The organism is Streptomyces sp. AM25, assembly GCF_058146165.1.
On record NZ_JBKIWN010000001.1, the window covers coordinates 214,003 to 239,290 of the forward strand.

Annotated in this window: 31 protein-coding genes and 1 pseudogene; 13 read left to right on the forward strand and 19 right to left on the reverse strand. The window is 69.2% G+C overall.

What is annotated here, in order from left to right; genetic code table 11:
- Positions 1-3 precede the first annotated feature (3 nt).
- Positions 4-627 carry a LysE family translocator gene (locus ACLHRZ_RS00670; RefSeq protein WP_490416168.1) on the forward strand — a complete coding sequence of 208 codons (624 nt, stop codon included), beginning with the start codon at positions 4-6 and terminating at the stop codon, positions 625-627.
- A gap of 12 nt (positions 628-639) precedes the next feature.
- Here ACLHRZ_RS00670 and ACLHRZ_RS00675 read toward each other — a convergent pair whose 3' ends face one another.
- On the reverse strand, positions 640-795 hold the full coding sequence (locus tag ACLHRZ_RS00675) for a hypothetical protein (RefSeq protein ID WP_490416169.1): 156 nt from the start codon (positions 793-795) through the stop codon (positions 640-642).
- A gap of 42 nt (positions 796-837) precedes the next feature.
- Entirely contained in the window at positions 838-1,722 is an 885-nt protein-coding gene (locus ACLHRZ_RS00680) for an amidohydrolase family protein (RefSeq protein WP_490416170.1), read from the reverse strand.
- 26 nt (positions 1,723-1,748) lie between these two features.
- Between ACLHRZ_RS00680 and ACLHRZ_RS00685 the strand changes: the two genes are divergently transcribed.
- Positions 1,749-2,411, forward strand: coding sequence for a TetR/AcrR family transcriptional regulator (locus tag ACLHRZ_RS00685; RefSeq protein ID WP_490416171.1), 663 nt, complete (start codon positions 1,749-1,751; stop codon positions 2,409-2,411).
- A gap of 42 nt (positions 2,412-2,453) precedes the next feature.
- Here ACLHRZ_RS00685 and ACLHRZ_RS00690 read toward each other — a convergent pair whose 3' ends face one another.
- Positions 2,454-4,331, reverse strand: a complete 1,878-nt coding sequence (locus tag ACLHRZ_RS00690; RefSeq protein ID WP_490416172.1) for a ricin-type beta-trefoil lectin domain protein — start codon at positions 4,329-4,331, stop codon at positions 2,454-2,456.
- Between the two features lie 743 nt (positions 4,332-5,074).
- Positions 5,075-5,509, reverse strand: a complete 435-nt coding sequence (locus tag ACLHRZ_RS00695; protein ID WP_490416173.1) for a MarR family winged helix-turn-helix transcriptional regulator — start codon at positions 5,507-5,509, stop codon at positions 5,075-5,077.
- A 162-nt stretch (positions 5,510-5,671) separates the two neighbouring features.
- On the opposite strand from ACLHRZ_RS00695, the gene ACLHRZ_RS00700 reads away from it, so the two are divergent.
- Positions 5,672-5,992 (forward strand): GatB/YqeY domain-containing protein, encoded by a 321-nt coding sequence (locus ACLHRZ_RS00700; protein WP_490416441.1) that lies wholly within the window; start codon positions 5,672-5,674, stop codon positions 5,990-5,992.
- A gap of 82 nt (positions 5,993-6,074) precedes the next feature.
- Here ACLHRZ_RS00700 and ACLHRZ_RS00705 read toward each other — a convergent pair whose 3' ends face one another.
- Entirely contained in the window at positions 6,075-6,404 is a 330-nt protein-coding gene (locus ACLHRZ_RS00705) for a hypothetical protein (RefSeq protein WP_490416174.1), read from the reverse strand.
- A 60-nt stretch (positions 6,405-6,464) separates the two neighbouring features.
- On the opposite strand from ACLHRZ_RS00705, the gene ACLHRZ_RS00710 reads away from it, so the two are divergent.
- Positions 6,465-7,304 carry a DUF4344 domain-containing metallopeptidase gene (locus ACLHRZ_RS00710; protein WP_490416175.1) on the forward strand — a complete coding sequence of 280 codons (840 nt, stop codon included), beginning with the start codon at positions 6,465-6,467 and terminating at the stop codon, positions 7,302-7,304.
- A 15-nt stretch (positions 7,305-7,319) separates the two neighbouring features.
- On the opposite strand, the gene ACLHRZ_RS00715 is transcribed toward ACLHRZ_RS00710, so the two are convergent.
- From ACLHRZ_RS00715 to ACLHRZ_RS00730, 4 genes are all read right to left on the reverse strand, one after another.
- Positions 7,320-8,318, reverse strand: a complete 999-nt coding sequence (locus ACLHRZ_RS00715; protein ID WP_490416176.1) for an NAD-dependent epimerase/dehydratase family protein — start codon at positions 8,316-8,318, stop codon at positions 7,320-7,322.
- Between the two features lie 49 nt (positions 8,319-8,367).
- Positions 8,368-9,066: an esterase/lipase family protein gene (locus ACLHRZ_RS00720; protein WP_490416177.1), complete on the reverse strand. Its 699-nt coding sequence runs from the start codon at positions 9,064-9,066 to the stop codon at positions 8,368-8,370.
- Positions 9,067-9,109: 43 nt separating this feature from the next.
- The gene (locus ACLHRZ_RS00725; RefSeq protein ID WP_490416178.1) at positions 9,110-9,583 is read right to left on the reverse strand and encodes a hypothetical protein; all 474 of its coding nucleotides are present in this window, start codon (positions 9,581-9,583) and stop codon (positions 9,110-9,112) included.
- 78 nt (positions 9,584-9,661) lie between these two features.
- Complete coding sequence (locus tag ACLHRZ_RS00730; RefSeq protein ID WP_490416179.1) at positions 9,662-10,645, reverse strand: SDR family NAD(P)-dependent oxidoreductase; 984 nt, start codon at positions 10,643-10,645, stop codon at positions 9,662-9,664.
- Positions 10,646-10,714: 69 nt separating this feature from the next.
- Here ACLHRZ_RS00730 and ACLHRZ_RS00735 point away from each other — a divergent pair, with 69 nt between their 5' ends.
- The 4 genes from ACLHRZ_RS00735 (at position 10,715) to ACLHRZ_RS00750 (ending at position 13,322) form a co-directional block, all read left to right on the forward strand.
- Positions 10,715-11,149 (forward strand): MerR family transcriptional regulator, encoded by a 435-nt coding sequence (locus ACLHRZ_RS00735; RefSeq protein WP_490416442.1) that lies wholly within the window; start codon positions 10,715-10,717, stop codon positions 11,147-11,149.
- A 24-nt stretch (positions 11,150-11,173) separates the two neighbouring features.
- A complete protein-coding gene (locus ACLHRZ_RS00740) occupies positions 11,174-11,884 on the forward strand; it encodes an AraC family transcriptional regulator (protein WP_490416180.1) in 711 nt (236 codons plus the stop codon).
- Between the two features lie 34 nt (positions 11,885-11,918).
- A complete protein-coding gene (locus tag ACLHRZ_RS00745) occupies positions 11,919-12,572 on the forward strand; it encodes an FAD-dependent monooxygenase (protein ID WP_490416443.1) in 654 nt (217 codons plus the stop codon).
- Between the two features lie 192 nt (positions 12,573-12,764).
- Complete coding sequence (locus tag ACLHRZ_RS00750; RefSeq protein ID WP_490416181.1) at positions 12,765-13,322, forward strand: RICIN domain-containing protein; 558 nt, start codon at positions 12,765-12,767, stop codon at positions 13,320-13,322.
- 141 nt (positions 13,323-13,463) lie between these two features.
- On the opposite strand, the gene ACLHRZ_RS00755 is transcribed toward ACLHRZ_RS00750, so the two are convergent.
- The 3 genes from ACLHRZ_RS00755 to ACLHRZ_RS00765 all read right to left on the reverse strand — a co-directional run bounded on the left by ACLHRZ_RS00755 (position 13,464) and on the right by ACLHRZ_RS00765 (position 15,600).
- Complete coding sequence (locus ACLHRZ_RS00755) at positions 13,464-13,820, reverse strand: DUF6355 family natural product biosynthesis protein (protein ID WP_490416182.1); 357 nt, start codon at positions 13,818-13,820, stop codon at positions 13,464-13,466.
- Between the two features lie 213 nt (positions 13,821-14,033).
- Positions 14,034-14,897 carry a TauD/TfdA family dioxygenase gene (locus ACLHRZ_RS00760; protein WP_490416183.1) on the reverse strand — a complete coding sequence of 288 codons (864 nt, stop codon included), beginning with the start codon at positions 14,895-14,897 and terminating at the stop codon, positions 14,034-14,036.
- Positions 14,898-15,144: 247 nt separating this feature from the next.
- Positions 15,145-15,600: a hypothetical protein gene (locus ACLHRZ_RS00765; protein ID WP_490416184.1), complete on the reverse strand. Its 456-nt coding sequence runs from the start codon at positions 15,598-15,600 to the stop codon at positions 15,145-15,147.
- Between the two features lie 261 nt (positions 15,601-15,861).
- On the opposite strand from ACLHRZ_RS00765, the gene ACLHRZ_RS00770 reads away from it, so the two are divergent.
- A complete protein-coding gene (locus tag ACLHRZ_RS00770; protein ID WP_490416185.1) occupies positions 15,862-16,149 on the forward strand; it encodes a hypothetical protein in 288 nt (95 codons plus the stop codon).
- A 100-nt stretch (positions 16,150-16,249) separates the two neighbouring features.
- A pseudogene (locus ACLHRZ_RS00775) lies at positions 16,250-16,509 on the forward strand (IS630 family transposase); the annotation flags it as partial.
- A 23-nt stretch (positions 16,510-16,532) separates the two neighbouring features.
- Here the strand turns inward: ACLHRZ_RS00775 and ACLHRZ_RS00780 are convergent.
- Positions 16,533-17,183, reverse strand: a complete 651-nt coding sequence (locus tag ACLHRZ_RS00780) for a hypothetical protein (RefSeq protein ID WP_490416186.1) — start codon at positions 17,181-17,183, stop codon at positions 16,533-16,535.
- A gap of 270 nt (positions 17,184-17,453) precedes the next feature.
- Positions 17,454-18,659 carry a macrolide family glycosyltransferase gene (locus ACLHRZ_RS00785; RefSeq protein ID WP_490416187.1) on the reverse strand — a complete coding sequence of 402 codons (1,206 nt, stop codon included), beginning with the start codon at positions 18,657-18,659 and terminating at the stop codon, positions 17,454-17,456.
- A gap of 64 nt (positions 18,660-18,723) precedes the next feature.
- Between ACLHRZ_RS00785 and ACLHRZ_RS00790 the strand changes: the two genes are divergently transcribed.
- Positions 18,724-19,056: a hypothetical protein gene (locus tag ACLHRZ_RS00790; RefSeq protein ID WP_490416188.1), complete on the forward strand. Its 333-nt coding sequence runs from the start codon at positions 18,724-18,726 to the stop codon at positions 19,054-19,056.
- Positions 19,057-19,236: 180 nt separating this feature from the next.
- Here ACLHRZ_RS00790 and ACLHRZ_RS00795 read toward each other — a convergent pair whose 3' ends face one another.
- The 4 genes from ACLHRZ_RS00795 to ACLHRZ_RS00810 form a co-directional block, all read right to left on the reverse strand.
- A complete protein-coding gene (locus ACLHRZ_RS00795; RefSeq protein WP_490416189.1) occupies positions 19,237-19,611 on the reverse strand; it encodes a hypothetical protein in 375 nt (124 codons plus the stop codon).
- A gap of 363 nt (positions 19,612-19,974) precedes the next feature.
- The gene (locus tag ACLHRZ_RS00800) at positions 19,975-20,757 is read right to left on the reverse strand and encodes a GPP34 family phosphoprotein (protein ID WP_490416190.1); all 783 of its coding nucleotides are present in this window, start codon (positions 20,755-20,757) and stop codon (positions 19,975-19,977) included.
- 358 nt (positions 20,758-21,115) lie between these two features.
- A complete protein-coding gene (locus ACLHRZ_RS00805; RefSeq protein ID WP_490416191.1) occupies positions 21,116-21,751 on the reverse strand; it encodes an MBL fold metallo-hydrolase in 636 nt (211 codons plus the stop codon).
- A 50-nt stretch (positions 21,752-21,801) separates the two neighbouring features.
- Positions 21,802-22,080, reverse strand: a complete 279-nt coding sequence (locus tag ACLHRZ_RS00810) for a hypothetical protein (protein WP_490416192.1) — start codon at positions 22,078-22,080, stop codon at positions 21,802-21,804.
- Between the two features lie 73 nt (positions 22,081-22,153).
- Here ACLHRZ_RS00810 and ACLHRZ_RS00815 point away from each other — a divergent pair, with 73 nt between their 5' ends.
- Both ACLHRZ_RS00815 and ACLHRZ_RS00820 read left to right on the forward strand, forming a co-directional pair.
- Entirely contained in the window at positions 22,154-23,122 is a 969-nt protein-coding gene (locus ACLHRZ_RS00815) for a helix-turn-helix transcriptional regulator (RefSeq protein WP_490416193.1), read from the forward strand.
- 345 nt (positions 23,123-23,467) lie between these two features.
- A complete protein-coding gene (locus ACLHRZ_RS00820; protein WP_490416194.1) occupies positions 23,468-24,118 on the forward strand; it encodes a DUF1707 SHOCT-like domain-containing protein in 651 nt (216 codons plus the stop codon).
- Positions 24,119-24,369: 251 nt separating this feature from the next.
- Here the strand turns inward: ACLHRZ_RS00820 and ACLHRZ_RS00825 are convergent, their stop codons facing one another.
- Positions 24,370-25,278 (reverse strand): sterol desaturase family protein, encoded by a 909-nt coding sequence (locus ACLHRZ_RS00825; RefSeq protein ID WP_490416195.1) that lies wholly within the window; start codon positions 25,276-25,278, stop codon positions 24,370-24,372.
- Positions 25,279-25,288: the final 10 nt, after the last annotated feature.

Below are 25,288 nucleotides of genomic sequence, written 5' to 3' on the forward strand. Positions count from 1 at the left end.
CCCATGATCAGCACGCAGGCACTGACGGGCATCGCGATCGTGGCGTTCGGGATGGTGCTCTCCCCCGGGCCCAACATGCTCTACCTGGTGTCGAGATCCGTGACCCAGGGGCGACGCGCAGGACTGATATCACTCCTCGGCGTCGCCACCGGGTTCCTCTTCTACCTGCTGGCCGCGACCGCCGGCCTCGCCACGCTCCTCACCGTCGTGCCCGCCCTCTACACGGTTCTCAAACTGGCCGGGGCCGCCTACCTGGGCTGGCTGGCGTGGTGCTCTCTCAAGCCGGGCGGCACGTCGGCCTTCACCCCGCAGCCGCTGCCGCCGGACCCGCCCCGCAAGCTGTTCACGATGGGGCTGGTCACCAATCTCCTCAACCCCAAGATCGCGATCATGTACGTCTCGATCCTCCCCCAGTTCGTCGACCCGGGACGCGGGTCGGTGTCGGCACAGAGCCTGGAGCTGGGGCTGGTCCAGATCGCGATCGCGGTCACCGTCAACGGCCTGATCGCCCTCACCGCCGGAACCATCGCCGGGTTCCTGCAGGAACGTCCGTCCTGGCTGCGCACCCAGCGCACGGTGATGGGTGTGGTGCTCGCGGGAGTCGCGATACGCGTCGCAACGGCGTAGGTCCCGTACCCGTCAGCTCGCGGTGAGGGCGAACGCCGGCAGGGCCACCGACGTGAAGTCCAGCGCGGCCTCGGCCGTCTGCCAGGCGTCCATAAGGACGTTTCCCGGGGGTTGGTCGCCCTCGTGGGCGACGAGGAGGGCTTTGTCGAGTTCGGAGCGGGGACACACTTTCCGGACAGTCCTGCACGCGTACTTCATGCCAGGCGCGCATCAAGCCGGCTGCTGGTGTCCGTGGTGGGCTGCGGGGTGTCCCGTCAGTCTCTCCCAATTGCCGGAGCCGACAGCGGCCTTCTCCGCCTCGGTGAAGGGTGCTTGTTCGAGGAATGACCGGGCGATCCCGCTGCTGGTGTCGAGGAAGGGGAACCCGCCGAGCCGCGTCCCGAAGGTGTAGGGGTAGTCGGTCGAGTACAGCATGCGGTCGGTGCCGACGACCTCCACCGTCCATCGCAGGTAGCGTTCGCTGACCGTGCCGCTGCCGGCCACCCAGAAGTTCTCGCGGAAGTAGGCGGCCAGCGGCCGCTCGAGCTTCGCGTTGTGCGCCATGATCCCGATGTGGTCGAGGTGGAACAGCACGACCTCGCCCCAGTGCCCCGCGATGACCTGCAGCCCGGGGTGGCGGTCGAACACGCCGGAGAAGATCATCCGCAGGTACTGCACGCCCAGGTCGTAGTACCAGCCCGGACCGGCGGTCGCGAGTCCCATGCCGACCTGACCCAAGCCGGAGTAGTACACGTCCAGGACCGCGGGCACGGGGGTCTGCGGGTGGAAGTGCAGCGGGACTCGCAGCCGTTCGGCAGTGGCGTAGAGGTCGTCGAACTCCGGGGCGTCGGCCAGCTTGTCACCGGTGCGCCCGTAGAGCATTGCGCCGCGGAAGCCGAGCTGCGTGACCGCGCGCTCCAGTTCCGCCGCGGCGGCCTCGGGCGCCGGCGTCGGGATGGCCGCGAACGCCTGGAACCGGTCCGGGTTGCTGTTGACGACGTCGGCCAGGGCGTCGTTGGCTTCACGTGCGACGCTCATGGCATCCGCGGCCGGGAGGTTCTGCACGCCGGGTGAGGCCAGGGACAGCACCGCGACGTCCAGGCCCTGGTCGTCCATGTCGGCCAGCCGCCGTTCGCCGGCGAGTGGTCGAGGTCGCTGCGGACCTGCTCGCACGCGAAGGGCGGGAGGCGTTGACGACCCGCGCGGTGGCGTTGGCAGCCGGGGTGCAACCGCCGGTGATCTACCGCCACTTCGGCGACAAGGACGGGCTGCTCGAGGCGGTGGCCGAGCACGGCTACGCCACGTTCCTGGCGGCCAAGCACCTCGACACCGATCCACGCGACCCCGTCGAGGACCTGCGCGCGGGATGGGACCTCGCCGTCGAGTTCGGGCTCTCCAACCCCGCGCTGTACGCGCTGATGTACGGCGAGCCCAAACGCGGCACAACGTCAGCGGCGTTCGCGGCCGGCATGCAGATCCTGACGGGACGCATCCGCCGCCTCGCCGCCGGCGGCCGGCTGCGCGTCGAGGAGAAACTCGCGGCCGCCCTGATCCACGCGACCGCACGCGGCGCCGTGCTCACCTGGCTCTCGCTCCCCGACGATCAACGCGACCCGGCCCTGCTGACCGCGATGCGCGAGTCGATGGTCACCGCCGTCACGAACGAGAAACCCGCCGTGCACGACGCGAGCCCTGCCGGCGCCGCCCGAGCGTTGCGTACCCTCCTGCCCGAACAGACAACGCTGAGCAGCGCCGAGCAACACCTCCTCGGTGAATGGCTCGATCGCCTTGCCGCCGAGGCATAGCCTGGATGCCCTTACGGGTCGGCCTTCGGGTGGTTCAGGATTTCAGGGACTGACCACATTCCAGCGTTCGGCGGGAATGTCCTCGCATGAATAGAGGGTGACGCGGCCACGGTCGCCGTCGGGGGACAGCAGACACAGGTGGTTGGCTTCGTTGCGGTAGCGGACGCTGCCGTCCGCGTACGCCTCGGCCAGCCAGCGCTGCCCGGCCCCGGCGACGTCACGGGAATCGTCGCACCGGTAGAGGAAGGCGTCCGTCTGGGTGGCGGCGTGAACGTCCTTGCTGCCCAGGCACACGTTGTCACCGTTCAGGCTCTTGATGCGGACCAGGTTGTCGTTGGGGCTGATGCGCTGGATGTTCCAGCCGAAGTCCTGCTTCTCGTAGAACAGCCAGTAGATCCACCACCAGCGGGGCGGGGTGGGCGCGGTGTAGGTGAAGGTCCCGGGGACGCTGCCGGCCCGGCGCAGCCGGCCGCCCAGGAACGCGGATTCCAGGCGGACGTTGTCGCCGGTGGTCTGCCAGCTCGCGGGGGTGGAGGCGGGACTGTCCCACCACCGCTGGGCCGGGTCCTCGGTGCACGGCGTGGCACTCACCGCGTTGTCGGAGGGGGTCAGGCACAGTCCGGGGTCGGCCACGTTGCGCCAGCGCTGCGGGCCGCCGCTGTCCTGGTCGGGTGCCGCATCGTCCTCCAGGTGGCTGATCGTCCACTGGGCCCGCGGGTCCTCGCACTTGCCCGCCACGATCGGGGAGGAGGCCGCGTCCCGGCGGGCACTGGGCGCCAGAGCGATGCAGTCGCCGGTGCCGATGTTCTGGAGGTAGTGGGTGAGCGCGTCGGTGGTGAACATGCCCCACGTCTGGTTGCCGTTGTAGCGGGCGTCGCCGACCGCGATGGAGCGGTCCGGATTCTCCTGCAGCAGCCGCCCGGTCGGGGTGGCCAGCACGCTGTGGAAGACATGGGACGGACGCGGCGGCTGGGCCTGCGGCGGGGTCCGGGTGAAGAGCACCGGCACGTGGTCGGATCCGCCGCCGCCCGGAATGGTCGCGGTGAACCCGCCCGGCAGGCCACGGGTGACCGCGTAGTCCAGCTCGCTGGGCTCGTCGCCGCCGATGTAGGTCGGCCGGCCGGTGCGCAGCAGGGTCTCGTCGCCTCGCAGGTGCAGGGTCTGGTTGCGGGCCTGGTCGTTGGTGCGGTTGAGGATGTTCACGTTGAAGTCGCCGCCCAGGACCCAGTTGCGGTTCTGGCCCGCCGGGTCGTTGGCCGCGAAGTCACGGACCCGGTCGAGCAGTCCGGGCAAGCCCTGTCGTCCGGTCACGTCCTCGCCGCGGGCGTGGGTGTTCCAGTACCAGGTGTTCCCGAAGCGCAGACCGAGCAACGGGCGTGCCCGGTAGCGGTTGTTGGGGGCGTTGGGGTCCGGGTTGTAGAAGGCGTTCTCCAGCACCCGGACCTGGTCGGCCGGGGTGTCGGTGACCGTCGCCAGGTTCATCTGGCCGCCGTCCCAGATGTCCTGGGTCGTGCCGGCGATCCGGCGGGGGTCGGTCTGCAGGTAGTACACGTACCGGTTGCTGCCGTTGGGGCCGCCCGGCCAGGTCACCCGCTGGACGGAACTGGGCTGGGGGTTGCGGTTCGGTGTGAGCCGGATCTGGAGGAACTCTCTGCGGTCATTGTCGTGCGCCGGCAGCGGCGGCCCGGCACCCGCCTCCTGCAGCATCACCACCTGATTGTTCGCGACCAGCCGCTGGACCTCCGACGTCCACCGCGAACCGTTGTCCGAACCGTGCATGTTGTACGTGGCGAACGGCGAACTGCCGTCACCGTTCACCGCGTATGCCACGGTGGCGGTCAGCGGCACGGTGACCAGCGCCGCCAGCCCGCTGAGCACGGCGACCAGGGCGGTGATCCACCGCCGCCCGTGGTCCCGCATCGCTAAATGGCTGTGTCTTGTCAAGGAGAGAACCTCTCACGTCGGTCCCCGGGCCCGGGCGGCCCGGAGGACTGCCAACGCCGCGGACTTCCCGCGACGGCACCGAGCTGCCGCATCGGCAGCAGTGAGGCCGGGGATGCTCCCGATCCGCTGTCGTGCGGGTGGTTCACGGGCCGCCGCTCCAGCAGCCGTCGGCCCGTCAGTCGGGGGTGAACGGAGCCCGGCCGCGCGCGGTTCACCGCGTCATCGGTATCCGGCCGTTCCCACAGCGCCCGGGACCGTGCCGGCTGTTGGACGGCCGGCAGGTGAGACCGGGAGCGCGCGGGCCGCACTGCCCTGGACCGGCGCCTGCGTCCGGTTCCACGCAGATGGTCCTCCCGGACCGCCTCATCCCGCTGGCGTCCCCGGGCACTTGGCTCAAAGTGGGCGGGCACGTCATCTGCCGGGAAGGGCCTCGTCCCCGCGCTCCGGGAGAGCGGCCGACCGGCGGCACTGATGCGTTGCACCTCCGCAGCCGCCGGTGGGGATCACGCCAGTTCCTTCGGCTTCGTGGCCGACCGCCGAGACCGGCCCGCGTGGATGGCGAACCCACGCCCGACTCATCGGCACGGCCGCGGCCGTGCCGTACGTACGGACCGCCGACCAGGTCGGCCGGACGTGCCGGCGGTGGCCGAAGCAGGCCGTTCCGGCCACCGCTTCACGCATCAGCTCCGTGAACACAGACAACGCGGACGGGTGTGTGCTCATGCGGACACTTTGGTCAGGGCCCGGAGGACGGCGTGGAAGCCGGCCACCTCGGCGGCGGAGAGCCTGCCCAGGGCGCGGTGTTCCAGATCGGCCAGGGTCTGCTGGACGGTGTCGGCGGTCAGACGCCCGTCGGGCGTCAGCTCGACGAACACGGAGCGCCGGTCCCCGGCGCGGGTGCCGCGGGTGATGTGCCCGCGCCGTTCCAGCCGGTCCAGCACGCCGGTCAGCGTGGTGGGCCGGGTGCCGACGGCGGCGCCGAGCTCGGAGACGGTACGGCCGCGTCCGTCGGCGAGGTTGGCGAGGGCGTTGATCTCGGAAGCGGTCAGATCGAGATCGACGAGCTCGGCGGCAATCAGCTGGAGCGTGGCATGGGTCGCCCGCTGCAGGGCGAGCAGCGCGGACCGCTCCGACGGAACGGACTCGGATTTCACGGTTCCGGATCGTACGGTTCCGTCGCATCGGGGGCAAACCCGGGGACGGGGGCCCGGGTTGGCGGAGACCGTGCCGGTATTCCGTTGTCGATCCGGGACCGCCTCCCTATGATCAACGACATGCCGTTGCGTGTTCGTATACGAAAAGCGCTGCCGGAAGCGATGCGCGCCCGCGACAAGGTCACGGTGAGGGTGCTGCGTTCGGCCCTCGCCGCGCTGGACAATGCCGAGGCGGTGCCCGTGGCCGAGGCGGAGCTGCGCGGCTCGGCCCTGGAGCATTCGCCGGTCGGTGCGGGTGCCACCGAGGCGGTGCGGCGCGAGCTGAGTGAGCGCAGCGTTGTGGAGATCGTGCGGGCCGAGGCCAGGGAACGGCTGGACGCTGCAGCGGAGTTGACGGCTCCTGCACACGCCGACCGGGCAGCCGAGTTGCGTGCAGAGGCCGCCGTGCTGTTCCGGTTCCTCGAAGATCCCTGTACCGCATAAGCGAACCGATGACGCCCCCGGAGACGAATCCAGGCCGAGCCCTGGGGCCGGGATGCCCCGACGATGAAGGCGGTTACGATGCTCACGCCTGGACCGCCGGCTTGAGGACCTGCTCGCACCACGTGCGGAACGTCGTCGGACTCGCGGACTGTGGAGTGCGCCGCACTCCGTCATCGAAGCCGTCGTCCTTGGCACCCATCATGTCGAGGTAGCCCTGTACGTACGCGCCCCCGTTGCTGTGTCCGGTGAGTGCGGTGCGGGCTGCGTCGAGCGTCTGCCGCTCGCAGCGGATCGGGCGGCCGAGCACCTCGGACATGATGCGCGCCTGGTCGTTCGGCGAAAGGTCCTCGAGGCCCAGCACCGCGACCTCGCCCGTCCCCGTCCACGAATCGCCACCACGACACTGCGGCACACCTGAACCACCGAAAGCCGGATTTCGTGAGGCGGCCCGCCGTCAGGCAAAGTCTTCCTCATGTCTCATCACGCCGGGGCCGCTCCCCACAGGTCGGGCCGTGTCCGGCGCGTCCGCGTTCTCGCCGTCACGGCCGCCTGTGCGCTCCTCGTCACGGGCTGCGGCGGCGCGTCCGCCGGTCCCGACGGCGGCGTGTCCGTCTCGTACAAGGTCCCCGCACCCGGCAGAGCCGACGAGCGGGCGTTCCTGCGGACGCGCGCGCTGCCGGAGCGGGTCGCCGAGGACCTCAACGGCGCGCTGCAGTTGCCCGAGCGGATCGAGATCGTCAACCGCAGCTGCAGGGGCGAGGACGACTACCCCGAGTACGACCCGAACACCCGCCGGATCGTCCTGTGCTACGAGTACGTCGGCCGGGTGCGCGCGTCCTTCCAGGAGGCGGGGGCCTCCGAGCCCGACGTGCGGACGGCGGGCGTCGTCACCGAGTCGCTCTACCACGAGGCCGCCCACGCGCTCGTCGACACGCTGGAGCTGGACTTCGACGGGTCGGAGGAGGACGTCGCCGACCGGTTCGCGGCCTACCGGATGATCCCGCAGGGCGCCGAGGGCCGGGCGGGACTGCTCGCCGCCGCCGACAACTACGCCTGGGAGGCGCAGGAGGACGCCGGTCCCGAGGACGAGGCCGACGACGAGGACGATTCCTCGGACGAGCACGCACCGGACGCGGTGCGTGCCGCCAACTACCGCTGCTATCTGCACGGTTCCGTGGCGTCGGGGCCGGAGCGGGACGTGAAACTCGTCGACGGCCGGCTGCTGAGCAGCGAACGGGCCGGGCGGTGCCGGGACGAGTACCGCGCTCTGCGGCACGGCTGGGACGAACTCCTCGCACCCCACACCGCCTGACGTCGCCTGACCGTGTCAGCTTCGGTGCAGGGCCAGCGCCCTCGCCTCCGCCTCTTCCGTGAGGCCGACGCCCGGCCACCCCACGCTCCCGGTGGGGAGGGTCTGCTGCCAAGCCCACGTGTCCCTCACCGTGTCCGCGACCGGGCGGCAGCGCAGGCCCGTTGCCAGGGCCCGGGAGACGTCGGCGCAGTGCATGGCCTCGTGGCCCTCGCTGCCCGGCGGGCACCAGACGGGCAGGTCGCTCCAGCCGGAGAGGCCGGCCTTCTCGATCACTTCGGGATCGGTCCACACCAGTTCCGCGTCCGAGCCGGTCACCTGGACGCAGGCGTCCAGCAGTTCGCCGATGGTGGTGTGTCCCGGCGGGCTCACGAGGTTGAACGGGCCGTGGAGTTCCGCTTCGACGGCGTCGAGGATCCACGTGGCCATGTCGCGGACGTCGACGTACTGCAGTGGGGTCGACCGCGGGCCCGGTGCCAGGACGCGGCCGCCGCGGGCGATCCGGGACAGCCACCACGGCAGGCGGCCGACGTTCTCCCAGGGGCCCAGGATCAGGCCGGCGCGGACCAGGAGGCTGCGCCTGTCGCCGAACTCCCGGAGCACGGCGAGTTCCGCGCCGCGCTTGTCGGTCGCGTAGTCGGCCGACTCGGCGTCCGGGTCGCCGTCCACCACCGGCCCGTTCTCGTCCAGGCCCGCCGGCATGGGCCAGGTGTGCACCGAGCGTGTGGAGACGTAGACGTGACGGCCGACGCGGCCGGAGAGCAGCCGGGCCGCATCGCGTACGACGCGCGGGGCGGACGTCCAGGTGTCGACGACCGCGTCCCACGTGCCGGTGGCCAGGGAGGCGAGCCCGTCCGGGGCGGTGCGGTCACCGTTGAGGACGTGCACGCCGGGCGGCGCGGGGTGTTGGCCCCGGTGGAAGACGGTCACGTCCCAGCCCCGGTCCCGCGCGGCCTCCGCCACGGCGCGGCCTCCGAAGTCGGTGCCGCCGAGCAGCAGCAGTCTCACCGTTTCCATACCTTTCTTCTCCTTCTGTTCGTTTGTGGCTGCCTGTTCATGACTACGGCTACGGCGTGGCGAGGAAGTCGCGTACGCCCCGGGAGACCGCGGGGTCGGTCAGGAAGTCGTTGTGCCGGAGGCAGGCGGCGGTGCGGGTGTTGGCGGCACCGGCGAGTTCGGTGCTCGCGGCAGGCGTGATCTGTTCGTCGCACGAGGACCACCAGGTCGCGTACCGGGTGGGGCCGGGTGTTTCGGAACCCTGGTTCAGGTGGCGCAGGACGTAGGAGTCCGGGGTCATGTCCTTGCAGCCCTGGTCCCAGAGCGCGCAGAGCCAGGCGGTCTGCGTGCCGTGGTTCGGGCCGGCGAGCGAGACCCAGTGGGCGGTCTTCGCGGTGCCGCCGCCGAATTCGAGGTACCAGCGGGACGGCAGGCTGCCGAGGCTGTGGGCCACGATGTCGGCCTTCGACGCGTGCGTCTGCGTGAGCACGTCGTCGACATAGGCGGACAGTCGGGCGGCAAGAACCTCGTTCGTCGACTGCGAGGTGTCGTAACTCCAGGCGAAGAGGCGGTCGGCGGGGTATCCGGCAGCCGTGAAGTCCGCCCGCATCCGCCCCCAGACACCGGGGTCGGCGTTGCGCCCGTGAATGAAGATCACCGGATTCGGCGCTGCGGCCGCCTGCGCGGGCGGGGCTGCAGTGGCGAGGGTTAAGGAGGCTAAGAGGGCGAAGAAGGCTGAGACGATGGCGGTTCCGTGGCGTCTGCGCATGCGCGTACAACTCCTCGGGGCCTGCCGGTGTTCCGGAGCGGAGTCACCGGACCGGACCGCGCTCGTCGACGTACACGGTCGGCTCCGACAGGAACACGTCTGCGGCCACCGGACCGTAGGCGATGTTGAAGGTGTCCATCCAGTACGACCAGTCCTGCATCCCCGACGTACTGCTGAAACGGTAGTTGAGCTGCCACCGGATCCACTGTCCGGGAACGAGGTGAACGGCCGGGGGCCTGCGCGGCCGCGGCGGTATGGCACACAGGGGCTCCACACGGGGCTGGACGCGCAGCCGGCCGTCGGCTTCGCGGAGTTGGACGTTGACCCTGCGCAGGTCCTCCTGGCCGTCGTAGGGCGCGAAGTCGTCTCGCTCGTGCATGCGCACGACGTGTGCGAGGGAGGGCGTCATGGCGGGGAGCGCGAAGCCGACGGGAGCCGCGTTCCTGCGTGCGGCGGCTTCGCCTCCTCGGGACTCCTTCGTCCAGGACGTCCGTATCCACTGGACGGTGATCTCCACGGCCTCTCCCTCTACTCCCCCTGCGATCTCGTCGGCACGCTCAACCCTAGACGGCGTTCGGCCGGTCGCAGCATGCGGTCATCGGGCGATGGGCACGGCACCGGTCGCCGCGACGGACAGGTCCCAGAGCCGTGCAGCCGCGCCGGGGTCGACGGCGTATGCGCGGACGCCGCCGTCGTCCATAGGTGCGTCGGGGGCGGAGACGCGCGCGATGTCGCAGTCTTCGAGGTACAGCCCGCCGCGGCCGTCGAGGAGCGGGGACGTGGCCGCCCACAGACCGGTGGCGGCGCCCTGGGACGATGTTTTGAAGTCGGCTCCGGTCACGGTGCCGTGTTCGTCCACCCAGCCGCGGTCGATCTGCTCCTGGAGCATCATCTCCCGCTGGAGGCCGGTGATGATCTTGCCCGGGTGGAGGGCGAATGCGCGGACGCCGTCGTCACGTCCGAGGGCGTCGAGGTGCACGGCGAACAGGGCGTTGGCGGTCTTGGCCTGGCCGTAGGCCAGCCACTTGTCGTAGCCGGTGCGGAAGTGCGGGTCGTGCCAGCGGATGTCGGTCAGGGCGTGCCCGGCGGAGCTGTTGACGACAACGCGTGCACCGTCGGCGGTGGCTGCAGCGGCGGCCAGGAGCGGGTAGAGCTCGCAGGCGAGGATGAAGTGTCCGAGGTGGTTGGCGGCGAACTGGCTTTCCCAGCCGGGTCCGACGCGGCGCTCCGGGGTGGCCATGACGCCCGCGACGGCCATCAGGAGGTCGAGCCGGCCGAGGCGGTCGCCGATCCGTGCGGCGGCGGTTCGCACGCTGCCGGGGTCGGCCAGGTCCATGGGGACGACCTCGCAGCCTGCCACGTCAGCGAGCGCGGTGCGGGCGATGCCGGGCCGGCGCGCGGGGACGACGACCCGGGCCCCCGCGGCTGCCAGGCGCCGGGTGGTTTCCAGGCCGAGTCCGGAGTAGCCCCCGGTCACGACGGCGGTCGTGCCGGAGAGGGCGAGGCCGGCCATGACGGCCTCGGCAGTGCTTGCGGCGGAGAAGGGCGAGCCGAGCGGCCGCTGTTCAGTGGTGGTCATGCCGCGACGCTACGATCTCGAGCGAGGTCTAGATCAAGTCGAACAAGCCGTAGGCTGGGCGGCATGACCATGTCGACGACCGGAGTGCGTGAAGAGCCGCTGAGCATCGGCGAGGTGGCCGAGCGGACCGGGCTCAGCGTGCACGCTTTGCGCTTCTACGAGCGCGAAGGCCTGCTGGTCGGTCCGGTCCGGCGCACCGCGGGAGGACTGCGGCGTTACACCGAACCCGACGTCGACTGGCTGCAGATCTGTGTCAGGCTCCGGGAATCCGGCATGCCGCTGGCCGACCTCAAGCGGTTCGCCGAGCTGGTGCGACAGGGCCCGGGCAACGAGGCGGAGCGTCTGCAGCTCCTCGATGCACACCAGCAGCGCGTCGATGCGCAGATCGCAGCGCTGGAGGAGTGCCGTTCGGTCATCGCCTGGAAGGTCGGCGTCTACGCCGAGCACCTCGCCCGCGGCGAGGCCGGCGGTCTCTGGGACCCGACGTCCGGAGGCAACGCCTAGGTAGCTATGGGAAGTTGCGATACCGTGCCCGATATCTACCAGAAGTCCCGGCTCGTCACCGCGTTCGATGACAAGCGCGGACTGCTCGCTCATGGAGACGGTGTGGCACCCCACCGTCATACCGACGGGCAGTTGCTGTACCCCTCTGCGGGCGTCCTTGCCACCACGACGGAGCGAGGCACGTGCGTCGCCCCGCCCGACCGTGCCGCGTGGACGCCGCCTGGTTTCGAGCATTATCACCGCGCGTACGGGCGGACGGAGGTCCGGGTGGTGGAGGTCTCCGGCGCATTGTGCGCCTCGTTGCCGGACCGGCCCATGGTCTTCGCCGTGTCACCGCTCTTACGGGAAGTACTGCTGGTCCTCACCAGCGGTCGCGAGCTGCGGCCGGATGCGCGGGACCGGCTTCGAGAGGTGGCCGTCGACGAGCTCGTCGACGTTGCCGATGAAGCCCTGTACCTTCCGGAGTCGGCCGATGACCGTCTTCGTGCAGTCACGGACCTTCTCCACGCCGACCCCGCGACCCCTTCGACGTTGGCGGAACTCGGGCGGACGGTGGGGGCGAGCGAGCGGACCCTGAGCCGCCTGTTCCAGACCGAGTTGGGAATGAGCTTCCATCGGTGGCGGAGCCTGCTGCGTATCCAGCACGCGCTGGTCGGGTTGGCCGAGGGGGACGCGGTCATCGACACGGCCACCCGGCTGGGGTGGGCCAACCCACGTCGCCGGCTGCGACGGTGACCGCGGTGCGAGCAGGGCAGCCATACCCAGTGAGATCCTCACCCGGTACTCCCACGATCACGGGTACGCATGGCTGACCGTTCTGGCGGAGGTTCCCGCCAACCACCAGTCCATGATGGCGCTGCATCCACATGGATTCGCCGGGCAGTTCGCCCGCGGCCCCCACGCGAGCCGGTTCTATCTGCAGTGCCCGCTCGACAGCTCCATGTCACAGTGGGCGGACGAACAGATCTGGCACGAGCTCGAGATCCGCTTCGGCGAACCCATGGCCACCAGGGGGCGGATCACCAGCACACAACTGGTGCCATTGCGAAGCGTGGTGTACAGCCCGATGAGCCACGGCCGACTGTATCTGCTCGGGGACGCCGCCCACATCGTTCCTCCGATGAGCGCGAAAGGAATGAACCTGGCCCTGCACGATGCCGAGATATTCGCTAACGCCGTCATCCACTACCAGGCCGACAATCACGATTCGGCCCTGCTCGATTCCTACTCGGCGACGTGTCTTCGTCATGTGTGGAACTACCAGGCGTTCGCGACATGGTGGACCGAATTGATACACAACGCCGGTGACGCCACGCACCAGGGCGAGTTCCGGCACCAGGTCGCCCGGGCGGACCTTGCGCGCCTGTTCAAGTCCGGCTCGGCGAACCGTCTGCTGAGCGAGTTCATCGCTGGGCTGAATTAGCCGGCGCCCCGACCGGTATCCGGGGACGTCGAGGAGTTGCACGACGCATCCGGCGGCCGATGCTCCGGTTCCGGATCTCGACGCACCTCGGCTCTTGAGGCATGCCCCGGCCAAGAGTAGGTTCACGGCCCGACCGGATGCAGGGGGCCCGGCTCGTCAGCGTGGGCCCCTGCCTTCACAGAGGAGGGCACCATGGTCAAAAGACTCAGACAGCGCCTCACAAGAGCGGCCGCCGCACTGGCGGTCGCCGGCGGAGCCACTCTCACCGGCGCCACCGCTGCCCACGCCGACGGCGGTACGGCCTACGGCTGGCAGGTCGGACACGACTACATCATCGGCTCGCACTGGTCGGGCGGGTGCCTCGACGACTCCAACGACTTCGGCCTGCGCACCTACGAGTGCAACCAGAACAGCGTCGACGGCGGCTGGCAGCGCTGGCGCGTCATCAACTGGTCGTCCGGCTACGGCCAGCTCCAGAACGTCAACACCGGCCGCTGCCTCGACTGGTCCGCCGACTACGGCCTGCGCACCTATGTCTGCAACAACCCCAGCTTCGCCAACGGCTACCAGAAGTGGGCGCTGGAGTTCTTCACCACCAGTCCCGGCGTCAACATCCAGGTACTGCGCAACGGCATCGACGCCCCGTGGAACTGCCTCGACGAGTCCGAATACGGCGTTCGCGGATACCCGTGCAACGATCCGTCGAAGAACACCGGCTACCAGTCCTGGTGGGTCGACAACGCCTATTAGGGCGCATTTCCTCGGCCCCTGCGCATCTGCGGACTCGAACTCGCCGCCATCTTCTCACCACTTGAAGCGGTGCAGCACCGCACCGCCCGTCCCCTCCGCAGGCCGGGCGGTGCGTGGCGGGCCACGACGATCGCGCCCCGGTCAGGGCCCGGTGTCCCCCGGGTGGGAGCAGAGCCCGCCCCGGTAGGTGCTGTCGTACCAGGCGCCGGTGGCGTCGAGGTCCAGGTTGGTGCGCCCCGGTCCCACGCAGCGGTGGTAGTCGCCCCGGGGAAACCTCTTGACCTGGATCCAGACGTTGGTGTTCGTGGCGCAGTGCTCGTAGTAGGCCCGTTCGCCGTTCCTGCTCTCGTTCCAGCCGCACCCCTGCATCTGCTGGGGGGCGGCCGCCGCCGGGGTGACCGTGGAGCAGGCGAGGGCGCCGGCCAGGGCCACGGCCGCGAGGCCGATCCGGGGCCCGCGCCGGATCGCTGTGGTGGCAATTGATCCGCGGAGTTTCATCTGTCGTCTCCTTCACCGGAGGGTGGCACCGGGACGGGCCCGGTACCGCTGCTGACGGCTCCAGAGTGGCCTGGTGAGAACCGCGTCACCAGGCGTTTCGACGGTGATCGAAGGGGATGGAACGGCTTTGCCGGGATCGAATTCCCGTCCCTTTCCCGGCCGCGGCAAACTGATCGACACCGGCCGCGGGGCCGTCGGCGGATCGGGGGTACTTCAGTCCGCCCAGACGCGGGCCAGGCATCTGCGGGCGTACGGGTCGGGCAGGTCGGTGAAGGCGGTGCGGCCGTGCAGCACGACGGTGTTGTCCAACCAGAGCAGGTCTCCCGGGTACAGGGGGATGCGCAAGACAGTGCGCGGATCGGACAGGACCTGGTCGACAGCGTCGAGGGCCGCCTGCTCGTCCGGGGTCAGGGGCGTGCCGGCTGCGTGGTGGGCGCGTTCGATCCCGCGCCGGTTGTAGTGCACGCGCAGGTCGGCGCCGTGCCGTCGGAAGACGGGGCGGTGCCGGTCGAAACCGGTTCCCCGGCCGAAGTGGAAGTCCTGGTGGAGGCGCGGCAGGGCCCAGGGGTTGTCGGTGAGCAGCCTGTTGTGCACGGTGTGGCCGCTGGCCAGCAGGGTTTCCCCGCCTTGTGCTGCCTGTCGCACGCACAACAGCCCCAGCAGTCTTGGCGGATGGGGTGCCGGCGTCCGGTCCGTGTGCAGGCCCAATGCGAGGTCGGTCTTGCCCAGTCCGGCGTTGTCGGCCACGGTGACGAGGTCACCGGGGTCCGCGGGCCGCGGAGTGCCCAGCGAGGCGGCGAGTTGCCGGCACATTGCGGCGCACTCCTCATCGGCGCGGCCGCCTACCGGAAGGCCGCGGATCACGACGAATCCGCGGCCATTGCGCAGGCGCTGGATGACACGCGTCGCCAGGTCCGCCAGCGCTGCCCCCAGAGGGGCTCCAGCGGTTCCCGTACCTTCTCTCCGGCCGTCCAGCTCGCGCGAGCAGGCGGGCGGCAGCCGGAGCAGCCAGTCCGCCTCGCCGAGGGTGTGGCCGTTCCACGCCGTGAGTCCTTCCACCGGGGCGGGCTGGGTCATCTGCTCACCTCTCCGCAGCGGCTGTCTGCCGGCAGCTCCGCCCAGGAACGTACCTGACGGTGGAGGCCAAGTGCAGTGCCGGTACGCCCCGTTCGGGTCGGCTTCGGAGCGCGGTGGATGGCCGTGCGGGTCCCGGTGAGCGGGAGGCCCGTGGCACCGTGTGGGACCCGCCGCTACCTGGACGGGACCGAGGCCGCGCGGGGCCGCTTCGACGAACAGGGCCACGGCGCCATGGGGTGAGGCAGCACTAGCTCAGCGAGTAGGTCTGCGACGGTCCGGAGCCTGCCGGGCGTTCGTCGACGTAGACGACCGTCAGCCGGGAGAAGTACGGCGCTTTCCCGGCCCGGTGCACCGGCCGGTACACCTTCACGTTCACCCGGAACGTATGGAAGCGTCCCTGGGCGCAGTCCGGTACGCAGTCGTTGGCGACCTGTTTGCCCACGCCGTGCGCGGCTCGGTCGGTCCAGTCCGCCCAACGCAGCCCGCGCAGGTCGTTGTTGCCGTCCCCGCACGCCAGCATGTACTCGCCCGGTGCGACCTGGTCGTGGCGCATGCAGTCGATCAGGACCGGGGTCTTGTGCGGGGCGCGATCCTCGGCGGTGTGTGAAGGGGCGACGCCGGAAGCGGAGGCGGGTGCTGCCGCGGTGGCGACGAGAGCGGCAGCGGATACGAGGCCGCTGAGCAGTTGGCGGCTGAAGGACATGAGCGGTGTCCCTTCGAGCAGGGTCGGTGTGGCTCTGTCCCACTAGACCATCCATGCGCTCAGCCAGTTACCCGATTCCAGGCCAAATCACCCGCACCGGGGAGTGGTGCGGCGGATGCCCGGAACCGAGATGTCGACCGCCGGGACAGCGCCTCCGAATGCATCTCGGCGCTGCCTCGGGCGAGCTCCTGTGCGCATGAGACGGAAGATCTGGGGGCAGTTGTCGAAGGTCGTTTCCAGCTACCGCGACAGGAGTGGTTCATGCGAGGTCGCATCACCAAGGCACTTGGCGTACTGGCGACAGCGGGTGCCCTGTGCCTGGCCCTGCCCGGCTCGTCGTACGCCGCGCCGGGCCGGCTCGTCCTCAACGGCCGCATCTTCGACAACCCCACAGGCTGCTTCCGTAACCTGAACGCCCCTCTGTCGGTCCAGAACAAGACCAGCACAGGGGCACGTGTCTTCACCTCGTCGGACTGCACGGGCCCGTCCCAGATGGTTCCGCCCAGGCAGTCCGTCGTCGTCCCTCGCGGACGCAGCGTCAGCATCTAAGTGCCGTGGCCGCATGGGTTCACCGGTTTACTCGTTGTGCTGGTGGGAAGCAACGGCCGGCGAGGGGCGGGTAGGGCGTCACCCGTCAGGGTTCCTCGGGTTCGGACCACTCGACATCCGCCCGACCGCCGGCTCGTGCTGGGCACCGGCCGGCCGTCGGACCGGCTGCTCGCCACCTACCGCCGCACCCACGGTATTACCTGCTGCCACGGCTGCTGCTCCGTCGGCGACAACCGGCTCTGAGGCGTCAACCGGCGCCGCAATGGCATCGGCCACACCTGGGCGGCTCTGCGGTCGATCCGCGCGGCCCGCCCGGACGGTGTCCCGGTCTCCTGCCTGCGCTGGCGCACCAAGGAATGGCCAGTGCCGGGGGATTGCGTGCCTCAGGTGCCGCTGCCGCCGAGATGCCGGGCCGCGAGCGCGGTGACCTGGGCGGCCAGGTCCGTCAAGGAGGAATCGCGCAGTGCAGCGGCGTGCGCGAGCCGGACCACGTCGTCCGCCCAGGCGCCGGTGGCCCGGTCGTCCTCGCCGATCCGGGCGAACCCTCGTTCCAGCAGCCCACGGGCCTCGTCCTCCCGCTTCCTGGCCACCGCTTTGACCGTGCCGACGGCATTGGCCAGGGCACTGGCCGGCCGTGACCACTCGCCTTCGCGGGCGCGCGCCGCCGGGTTCCGCACGTCGTAGTACAGGTCATCCGCGACCGACGCGGTGCGGACGTCCAGATCAAGCCGCCAGAACAGCGGCAGTCCCATGAAGCGGACGAACAGCAGGCGGCGGCGGTCGGAACGGTAGAAGTCCGGGTCGATACGGACACTGTCGACCGGCCGGACCTCTCCCAGCGCCTGCACCGTGCGAGCCAGGCAGGCCGGGAACTGCGCGTCCGGCACAACCCATGCGACGTCGATATCGCTGAAGGCGTCCGCCGTGCCCGATCCCAGCGAGCCGATCAGCACCGCGCTTGAGCCGGGGCAACACCTCTTCAGCGCGATGCACACCTCGGCAGCCAAGACGGCACGATCAGTCTCTCTCGCCATGACGCACACCGTAGCCCACCCCTGTGTCAAGCCGATCGTCCCCAGCAATCCCTGCCGAAACGGCCGCCCCGACCCGGTGGCCCCCTACTCGCTCGTCCGGAAACGGTAAGACGAGTCGTCACCCCTCAAGCCGCACGCGCAACCCGCCGGACACGCCCTGTGCGCCGCCGGCCCCCTGGTCTCGGCCGACGCCGGGAGGCGGCCGGGGCCAAGGCGAACGCGGTCACGCAAGGACTGACGGCTGGGGTGGTTGTACGCTGCCGAATCCGCTCAGTTTTCCGTCGCTGCGCAGGCTGCCGTCTGCTCGATCATGTCAGCAGCGGCTACGGCGCCCCCGGCCTCCTGGATGTGTTGCTGCATGGCAGCCAGGCTCTGGGCGATCACCGAGGAGGCCGAGACATGATCAACTGTCTGGCGCAGAGCTTCGGCGGTGACGCGTTCACGAGGCAGGCACAGGCCGAGGGAAAGCCGTTCGATCTGCTCGGCGTTGGCCCGCTGCTCGGCCATCTGCGGCACGGCGACCAAGGGCACGCCGTGCGCGAGAGCCTCCATGGTGCTTCCCATGCCGGCATGGGTCACGAACGCCCGGGCGTGGGCGAGTACGGCGAGTTGCGGGACGGTCGGATGGATCTCGATCGAGTCCGGCAGATCACCGAGGCTGCCGATGTCGACAGCGTCGCCGACGGACATGACGACGTGCCAAGGCGTGTTGGCGAAGGCTTGCACGCACGCTCGGTAGATTTTCGGGCGGCGGTGGTACTGGGAACCCAGTGCCACCAGCACCACGGGCCGCCCTGATGCGGGCGGAATCCAGACGCCCTGGTGGGAGCGGTCGCCCAGGGCAGGACCGACATAGGTGACATGCCGGACCGTGACCGACTCGCGATGTCGCTGGAAGCATTCGGGGAAGAAGGCGACGGCCCGGTGAGGGGCGAGGGTGAGTTCGTGCACGCTACGCGTGACCCCATAGGCGTGGAGCGCGTCCTGTAACTGTTCATAGCCGGGGATGCGGTCGATGTCCTCCACCCCGAACAGCTCCTTGACCATGCCCTGGTACGGCAGGTGGGTTGGCGCCAGCATCACCGCCGGGACACCCCAGCCAGCGGCGAGAAGTGGGCCGGCCCAGGCATACGCGTCGTACAGCACCAGGTCGGGACGGTGGCCCGCGAAGGCCATGGCCAGGGACGGCAGCGCGCTCACACTCTGCCGCGCCGCGATGGCGGCACCGGCTGCCAGATCCTCCGGGGCTTCCACGCCAGGTGCGACGTCTTCGTACACGACCGGTTGGGCGCCTGCTGCGGTCACCTGCACCACGAACTGCTCGCTGACCGCGTAGCTGACTCGCCAGCCCCGAGCGACCAGTTGCTCCACCACTGCCAGTGTGGGAAAGACGTGTCCTTGCATCGGGACGTTGAAGACGGCGATATGACCGCGCCGCGGGCGGCCACCCTGGCGGGGTGCGGGAAGGTCGAGCATGAACGACTCCGGACTTCGGCAACCTCGGTGCGACATAGCATGAGCACACTGGCGAGGGGACTTGGTGGCCCTGGCGAAACTCACCGAGCGGTACGGGAGTTCCGCTGGCATCCCGAAGAAGCTCTTCGCATCTGACCTCGGTGACAGGCGCCCCGAACTCCAGGAATACCCGAAGGTGCTGGTCGCGCGCCTCTGCCAGTTGTACTCCCATGGCGGGCATCAAGTCACCCGGGACGCCTATGTCAAGTGGGCGAAGGCCGGTGGTGGAAACGGCAGTTGGTTTGAGAAGTACCGCACCAAGGACCCCATCGCCCTCGATCCTGACGAGCTGTTCACGGACCTCTGGATGTACCACCGCGACGGGCAGGGAGACCCGCTGCTCGGCCTGACACGATGATTTCAGAGGCCGACGTGCCGCTGTCCCGGGGAATGAATGCAAGCAAGTCTGAGGTCACCTCAGATCGCCAGGCGGCCGATTCCGACGAGCGCCATCATCGTGCCGGATGCAGTTTTACAGCTGTTACTGGACGGTGATGGCGTGCCCGGTCACCGCGCCGCCCACGCGGCTGTCGGCCGATCAGGCCAATGGCTCCAGGAAGCCGGAGACGGCGTACTCGCCGCTGGTGTCACTGCTGCCACCGATGCTGGAGCCGCCGTCGATGGCGAAGCTCAGTGCGGCTGGTCCGTCGATGTAGATGCGGACAGAGTGGTTGAAGCCGTAGAAGTGCCGGTCGGAGGGGTTGCTGCTGAGGCTGCCGCACTGCACCCACGGGAACGCGTAGTTGTATCTGTTGGCGACGGTCAGGTATGCGGATCCCAGGACTGCGTTGTCGCCGTAGTAGAAGCCGGTGACGGTCTCCAGCGTGAGGCGCTGGCCGGCTGGGACTTGGTCGGGCAGGGTGCAGGACCCACCGCTGTCAGCGAACCGGCCTCCCGAGCGGAATACGTTCATGCCCTGCCGTCCCTTCAACGCCGCCATGATGGTCGCGTCACCGTAGCGGCGGGGGTCTTCGAGCGGCAATGGTGCTGTCGCCCACAAGGATGAGAGTGCAGGTGGCCTGGGAGAGGCGGGTGCTGGAGGTTATGGGGCAAAGCCGGGGCCCCAGGGGCTCGGCCGGCCTCGCTGCTTGAGCGTGACCCCGGACGACGATTGAGCCTGCTGCACGATCGGGGACATCTGAACTGGCTTGCCCTGCAGGGCGGGTGGGAGAGATGTCGCTTGCCCAAGCCTTATCCGGAAGCGATCCGGCTCGTTTCCGCACGCGATAGCGGCCAGCCGGTCGCCGAGCACGGTGGACACCGACCGGGCGTATGACTAGTCACCGCCGGTAGCATCCCCTTGGTGGCGAGATCGCTTGGGCACAAGGTCGGCGAGCGCCTCGCTGGTGTCCCGCAGCGGCCCGGGTATGGAGTCCAGTGCCCTGATCCCGGGAGCCCGGTTCCGCGCGCGCCGGTGTTCGGACCACAGCTCCCTGTTCAGCAAGCCGTTCAGGAACGTCACGTTCACGTGCCAACCACGGTCCTTGACAACCCCCAGGTCCTTGGCCAACTCACCGCGGAGCACCATGTCGGACAGGAACTTCTTGTGCACGTCCAGCGGACGTCCCCCACTGGTGTCCTGGAGAATCTCGGTGGCCAGGCGGACCTCGTCGACCAACCTGTTCCGCGTGGTCGGGTCCGGGAGATACCGCGCCCGCCGGAACAGCCCGCGGCTCGGCACGTACTGGACCAGACCGTACGCGACGAGCGCATCACGATGCCGGTGGAACGCGTTGCCCCGCCGATACCGACGCCACAACAACTTGGCCGGTGACACCGCCTCGGGCTCGTTGGCCAACTCGGCCAGCAGCTCGTCGGCCCAGGCCAGACCCACAGGAGTGGGGTCGACCAGCTCAATCACGTGTGTGATCTGGCGAATCGCGTTCCAGCCGAACACCTTGTGCACGCGCTGCCGGAGCAGCAGTTTGCCGCGCAGCGCAAGTTCACCGAGTTCGGCCACGGCGCAGCCGCCCTTGGCCTGGCCGGAGTCGATCATCTTGCCGGTGTCGGCGAGCGAGAGCAGCGCGAATTCCTCGGGCAGCGTCAGCGGACCAACCATGTGTTCATCCTTCCCGGACTTGGGCCTGTATCGAAGGTGGAGAGCCGTTCGTTGATCGCGGCAATGTGGACAGTTGCTTCGTCAAACGCGTCGAGAGGGAAGTGAACTGGGATGCCGCGATTGTCATGGCCGCACGACGTGCTCTGCTTCCTGTTCGAAGGGGCTTCCTGTCATGAGCCGGCACTACGAACGCGGTGTGCTCGCCTGCGATCCCGCGAACGCGACAGTTCAGGTACAGCAGTCCGTACTCGTGGGCAACCAGCCTGGCGGCTGGACTGACTGGGTCACATACCGCGGACGACAAACCGAGGTCCGCCGTCACACCGGCCCTGGACGCGCGGCGGGCTGAGCCCGGATCTCAGACCGTGACGCTCTCGCCGATCTCAAGGGACATCAGCGGCACACCGGTCAGGTCGCCGATGAACCGCGCGAACGAGGCACCCTCACCTTCGCTCAACGTGAGGTCGTGGATCCGGAGAGAACGCGACGGCTTCGCGGCTCGGACGAAGTCGATACCCTCGCCGAGACTGGTCCACGGGCCGCTCGCCGGCACGAGCAGCGTCTGGACCGCGACGTCAGGCACGAAGTAGGAGTCGCCGGGGTGGTAGACAGTGCCGTCGATCAGGTAGGCGACGTTGGTCATGAGCGGGAGGTCGGCGTGGACGGCCGCGTGGTGCTCGCCGAAGACGGCCACGTGGAATCCTGCGGCTTCGAAGCTGTCGTCGGCGGAAACCGCCACGACACGACCGTCGTGCACGCCGAGTTCGGTCGCGACGTTTGAGGGTGCCCACACGTGTAGCGACGGCTGAGCATCGAGAGCTGCTTTCAGGATGCCGACGTCGAAGTGGTCAGGGTGGTCGTGCGTGATGAGCACGGCAGTCGTGCCGGCGACGAGCTCTGCCGAGTTGGGCGTGTACGCCCCCGGGTCGATCACGAGGGTGGAGCCGTCCTTGGCGAGAACGACGGTGGAGTGCGTGTGTTTCGTGAGTTCCACGTGGACATCCTGACGAGTTGAAGGTGAGCAGCTTCGCTTGACTGGGCACGTCACGCCGGTCTGGACAAGGTCGTCGATGCCACCCCGGTCACGTCGGCGCCGTCAATCGGCTCATCGTTGACCGGCTCACCCAGACACAGGTCGGCCAGCCACATCAGGTCAGCAACCGGATCCTGCCGGCTGTCCAAGTGGACGCGGTCCTCCATCCCAGCCGTGAGGCCGCAGGTCGACGACGTCGCCAACGCCGGGCAGGCCGACGCCCTCCCGGACGTCGTCGGCCGTGGACGCCACAGGGAAGACCAAGCCGACAGGTGCTGCTCGCGAGCCATGCCATCACGCTATGCACGGACGTTCGTACTGTGAATGATTGATGGTCCGTGTTTCTTGCGCGAGAGTTCGGATATGGCCGATGACCAACTGTCCGAGGCGCTGGACCTCGTCGAGGTCCGCGGGGTGCTGTCCAGCTGTATCGCGGAGCGGGGCCTCTGGATGACCCGTGTGCCCGCGGTCTACCCGCTGCAGCCGTCCGCCGAGCACCCGCTGAAGTTCCTCATCATGGTGCGGGGCCGGGCCCGGCTGTCCACCGACGGCGTCGACGAGCCGATCGAGCTCGAGCCGGGCGACGTCGCGGTCCTCAACCGCCGGACGTGGCTGCAGGTCGAGGGCGGCGCCGGCGACGGGCCACGCCGCGAGATCCTGCCCGAGGTCGGTGTGCCCTCCGCCCGCCTCGCAGGCGACGACAGTGGTGTGGACGACCTGCTCATCGGTGGTCGTGTCGAGCTCAACCCGGCCGGTGACGCACTGCTGTTGGAGACGCTTCCGCCGCTCGGGCACATCCGGGCGGCGGCCGACGCCGCAGGCGCCCTGCATGCCAGGCTGCACCAGCTGTTCGACGAGGTGACCGGGAGCCGGATGGGCTCGACGTTCGCGGTCCAGCAGCACGCGCAACTCCTGCTGCTGGAGATGCTGCGCGCGTATGTCGGCCAGGCCGAGTTGCCCCCGGGCTGGCTGCGGGTGCTCACCGACCAGCGGCTGCGGCCCGCGCTGCGCCGCATGCACGCCGAACCCGGAAGGCGCTGGGGCCTGGAGGAACTGGCACGCGAGGCGGCCATGTCACGCACGACGTTCGCCGAACGCTTCCGCACCGTCGCGGGCATGCCGCCGCTTGCCTACCTCAACCGCTGGCGAATGCTGCTCGCCCGGCGGGCCCTGCGCGACAGCGACGTCCCCGTCCGGTCACTGGCCGCCGAACTGGGCTACACCTCGGAGAGCGCATTCAGCAACGCGTTCAAACGCGAGGTGGGCGAGTCACCGCTACGCCACCGACACCGCACGCGCGGCGAACTTGCAGCAGTCCGTGCCTGGCAGTAGTCAGTCAGGGACGTTAGTGGGGGCGCTCAGAATCAGAGCCCGCGCCGGACACACCTGTGGCGTCGGCAAGATCCGCCAGCAACCGTGCACCGGCATGCCCGACGACCCACGAACCATCGGCACTGACATGGACCCTGGGACGCAGCCCGATACCCTGCACGTAGAAAGTGCCCTCCGCCTGGACCGACAGAACCCCTCAGCAAGGTTCATCGTCCCAGGCCAGGAAGGCACTTTCGCGTTTCCGCCTCGCCAGCCGCCAAACCCGAGCGAAACGGCGAGACTAGTCTTCTCCTTGCGCCGCTGCCTGCGTCGCAAGGAGACGTTCGACAGGACCGGGACGGAAGCATGTCGGGAGAGATTTCGCCCACCGGGAAGCACCCTGACGCCAGTTCGTCGCCCGAGGTTCGGGCCTCTCATGCGGACCGGGACCGGGTGGTGGATGTGCTGCGCATCGCGGCCGGTGACGGGCTGCTGACCGCGGACGAACTGGACGGTCGCCTGGAGGCTGCCCTGTCGGCGCGGACCATGGGCGAACTGGCTGTGCTCACCGCCGATTTACCGGCCGCATTGGCTGCGACCGGCACAACTGGCGCAGAGGCCAAGGACGTGGTGCGGATCGAGCAGGTCCACAGCGGCGCGGTCGAGCGCGTGGGGCGCTGGGTGGTACCGCGGAGGCTGGAGCTCGCGGTGTCCTGGTGCAAGGTGACGCTCGACTTCACCGAGGCCGTGATCACGCACGACACCTTGCAGATCGACGTGGACATGGCGGGGAAGACCCTGATACTGGTCACGAGGCCGGGCGTCGTGGTCGATCTTGATGGACTGCGGCTGGCACATTGCAAGGTCAAGTACCGTCAGAGTCCGACGGACTCTGACGCGCCGGTCACTCTGCGAGTGGAGCTGGTCGGCCAGAAGACCTACGGCCACTTGGTGGTGCGGCCCTCGCGTCGGGGCTTCGGGCAGCGGCTGCTGCGCAGACCCCCATCCACGGACTGAGCGATACCCCGGGCCATGTTCCCCGAACGGCGACTCCGTCCAGGGATCGGCCTCGTTGCGGGTGCGGGAAGGGGCCGGGCCCGGATCCTGCCGGGCCCGACGTACGAAATCTCGACGCGCGACGTCAACGACAGTGCGCGGGCACCGGTTTCGGCAGAGCCGTACACGCGCCGGCAGGCACGGTTCGTCCGGGGCGATGCACTCTTCGTTCGCCCTGCTCACATCGGAGCGGTCGGCGAAGTGGCGAGGTGTCAGACGGCGACGGAGGCCTTGTCCGTCTGCTGCCCGGTGATTTCGGGTACGGATTCGGGTGCGGATTCGCGCCAGCCCGGAGGCCGGAGGAGGTGGCCGATGCGGCCGCGCCAGGTACGGGCGTGGCGGATGTCGCTGAGCATGGCCGCGAATTCGTGGTAGTTGGCCTTGAGCGGATTGAAGGTGTTGATGTTCTTGGTCAATCCGTACCGGACGGGTTCGGTTTCCTCGGTGTAACTGCCGAAGATCCGGTCCCAGATGATGAGGATGCCGCCGTAGTTCTTGTCCAGGTACGGGTTGTTGGCCCCGTGGTGGACCCGGTGGTGCGAGGGCGTGTTGAAGACGTACTCGACGGCTCGCGGGAGGCGGTCGACGCGCTCGGTGTGGATCGGGAACTGGTAGAGCAGCACGATGCTGTGGGAAAGGAAGATCATCCAGGCGGGGAAGCCGAGCAGGGCCAGCGGGATGTCCGTGATGCCGGCGAGGAACGCTCCGGGAATCAGCCAGGGCAGGCGCATCGCGGTGGAGAGGTTGAAGTGCTGGCTGGAGTGGTGGACGCTGTGGCCGGCCCAGAGCAGGCGGACGCGGTGGTTCATCCGGTGCTGGGCGTAGTAGGAGAGGTCGGTCAGGACGATGGCCGCCACCCACACCCACCAGCTCGATGCCGACAGAGTGTGCGGCGCGAGTGAGGCGGCGACCACCACGATCGGGAACTGGATGAACTGGTTGAGGGACTTGGTTATTCGTCCGATCGCGTAGATGGACAGGCTCGTGCCGGTATCGCGCAGGGAAACGCCCTGGCGGTCGGGGACGGGTTCCTTCTCGCGGTGGTAGCCGATGAACTCGACGGCCATCAGCAGCAGGAACGCCGGGATCGCGTACAAGCCGATCCAGAGGGTGTCTCCCATCAGGTCAACC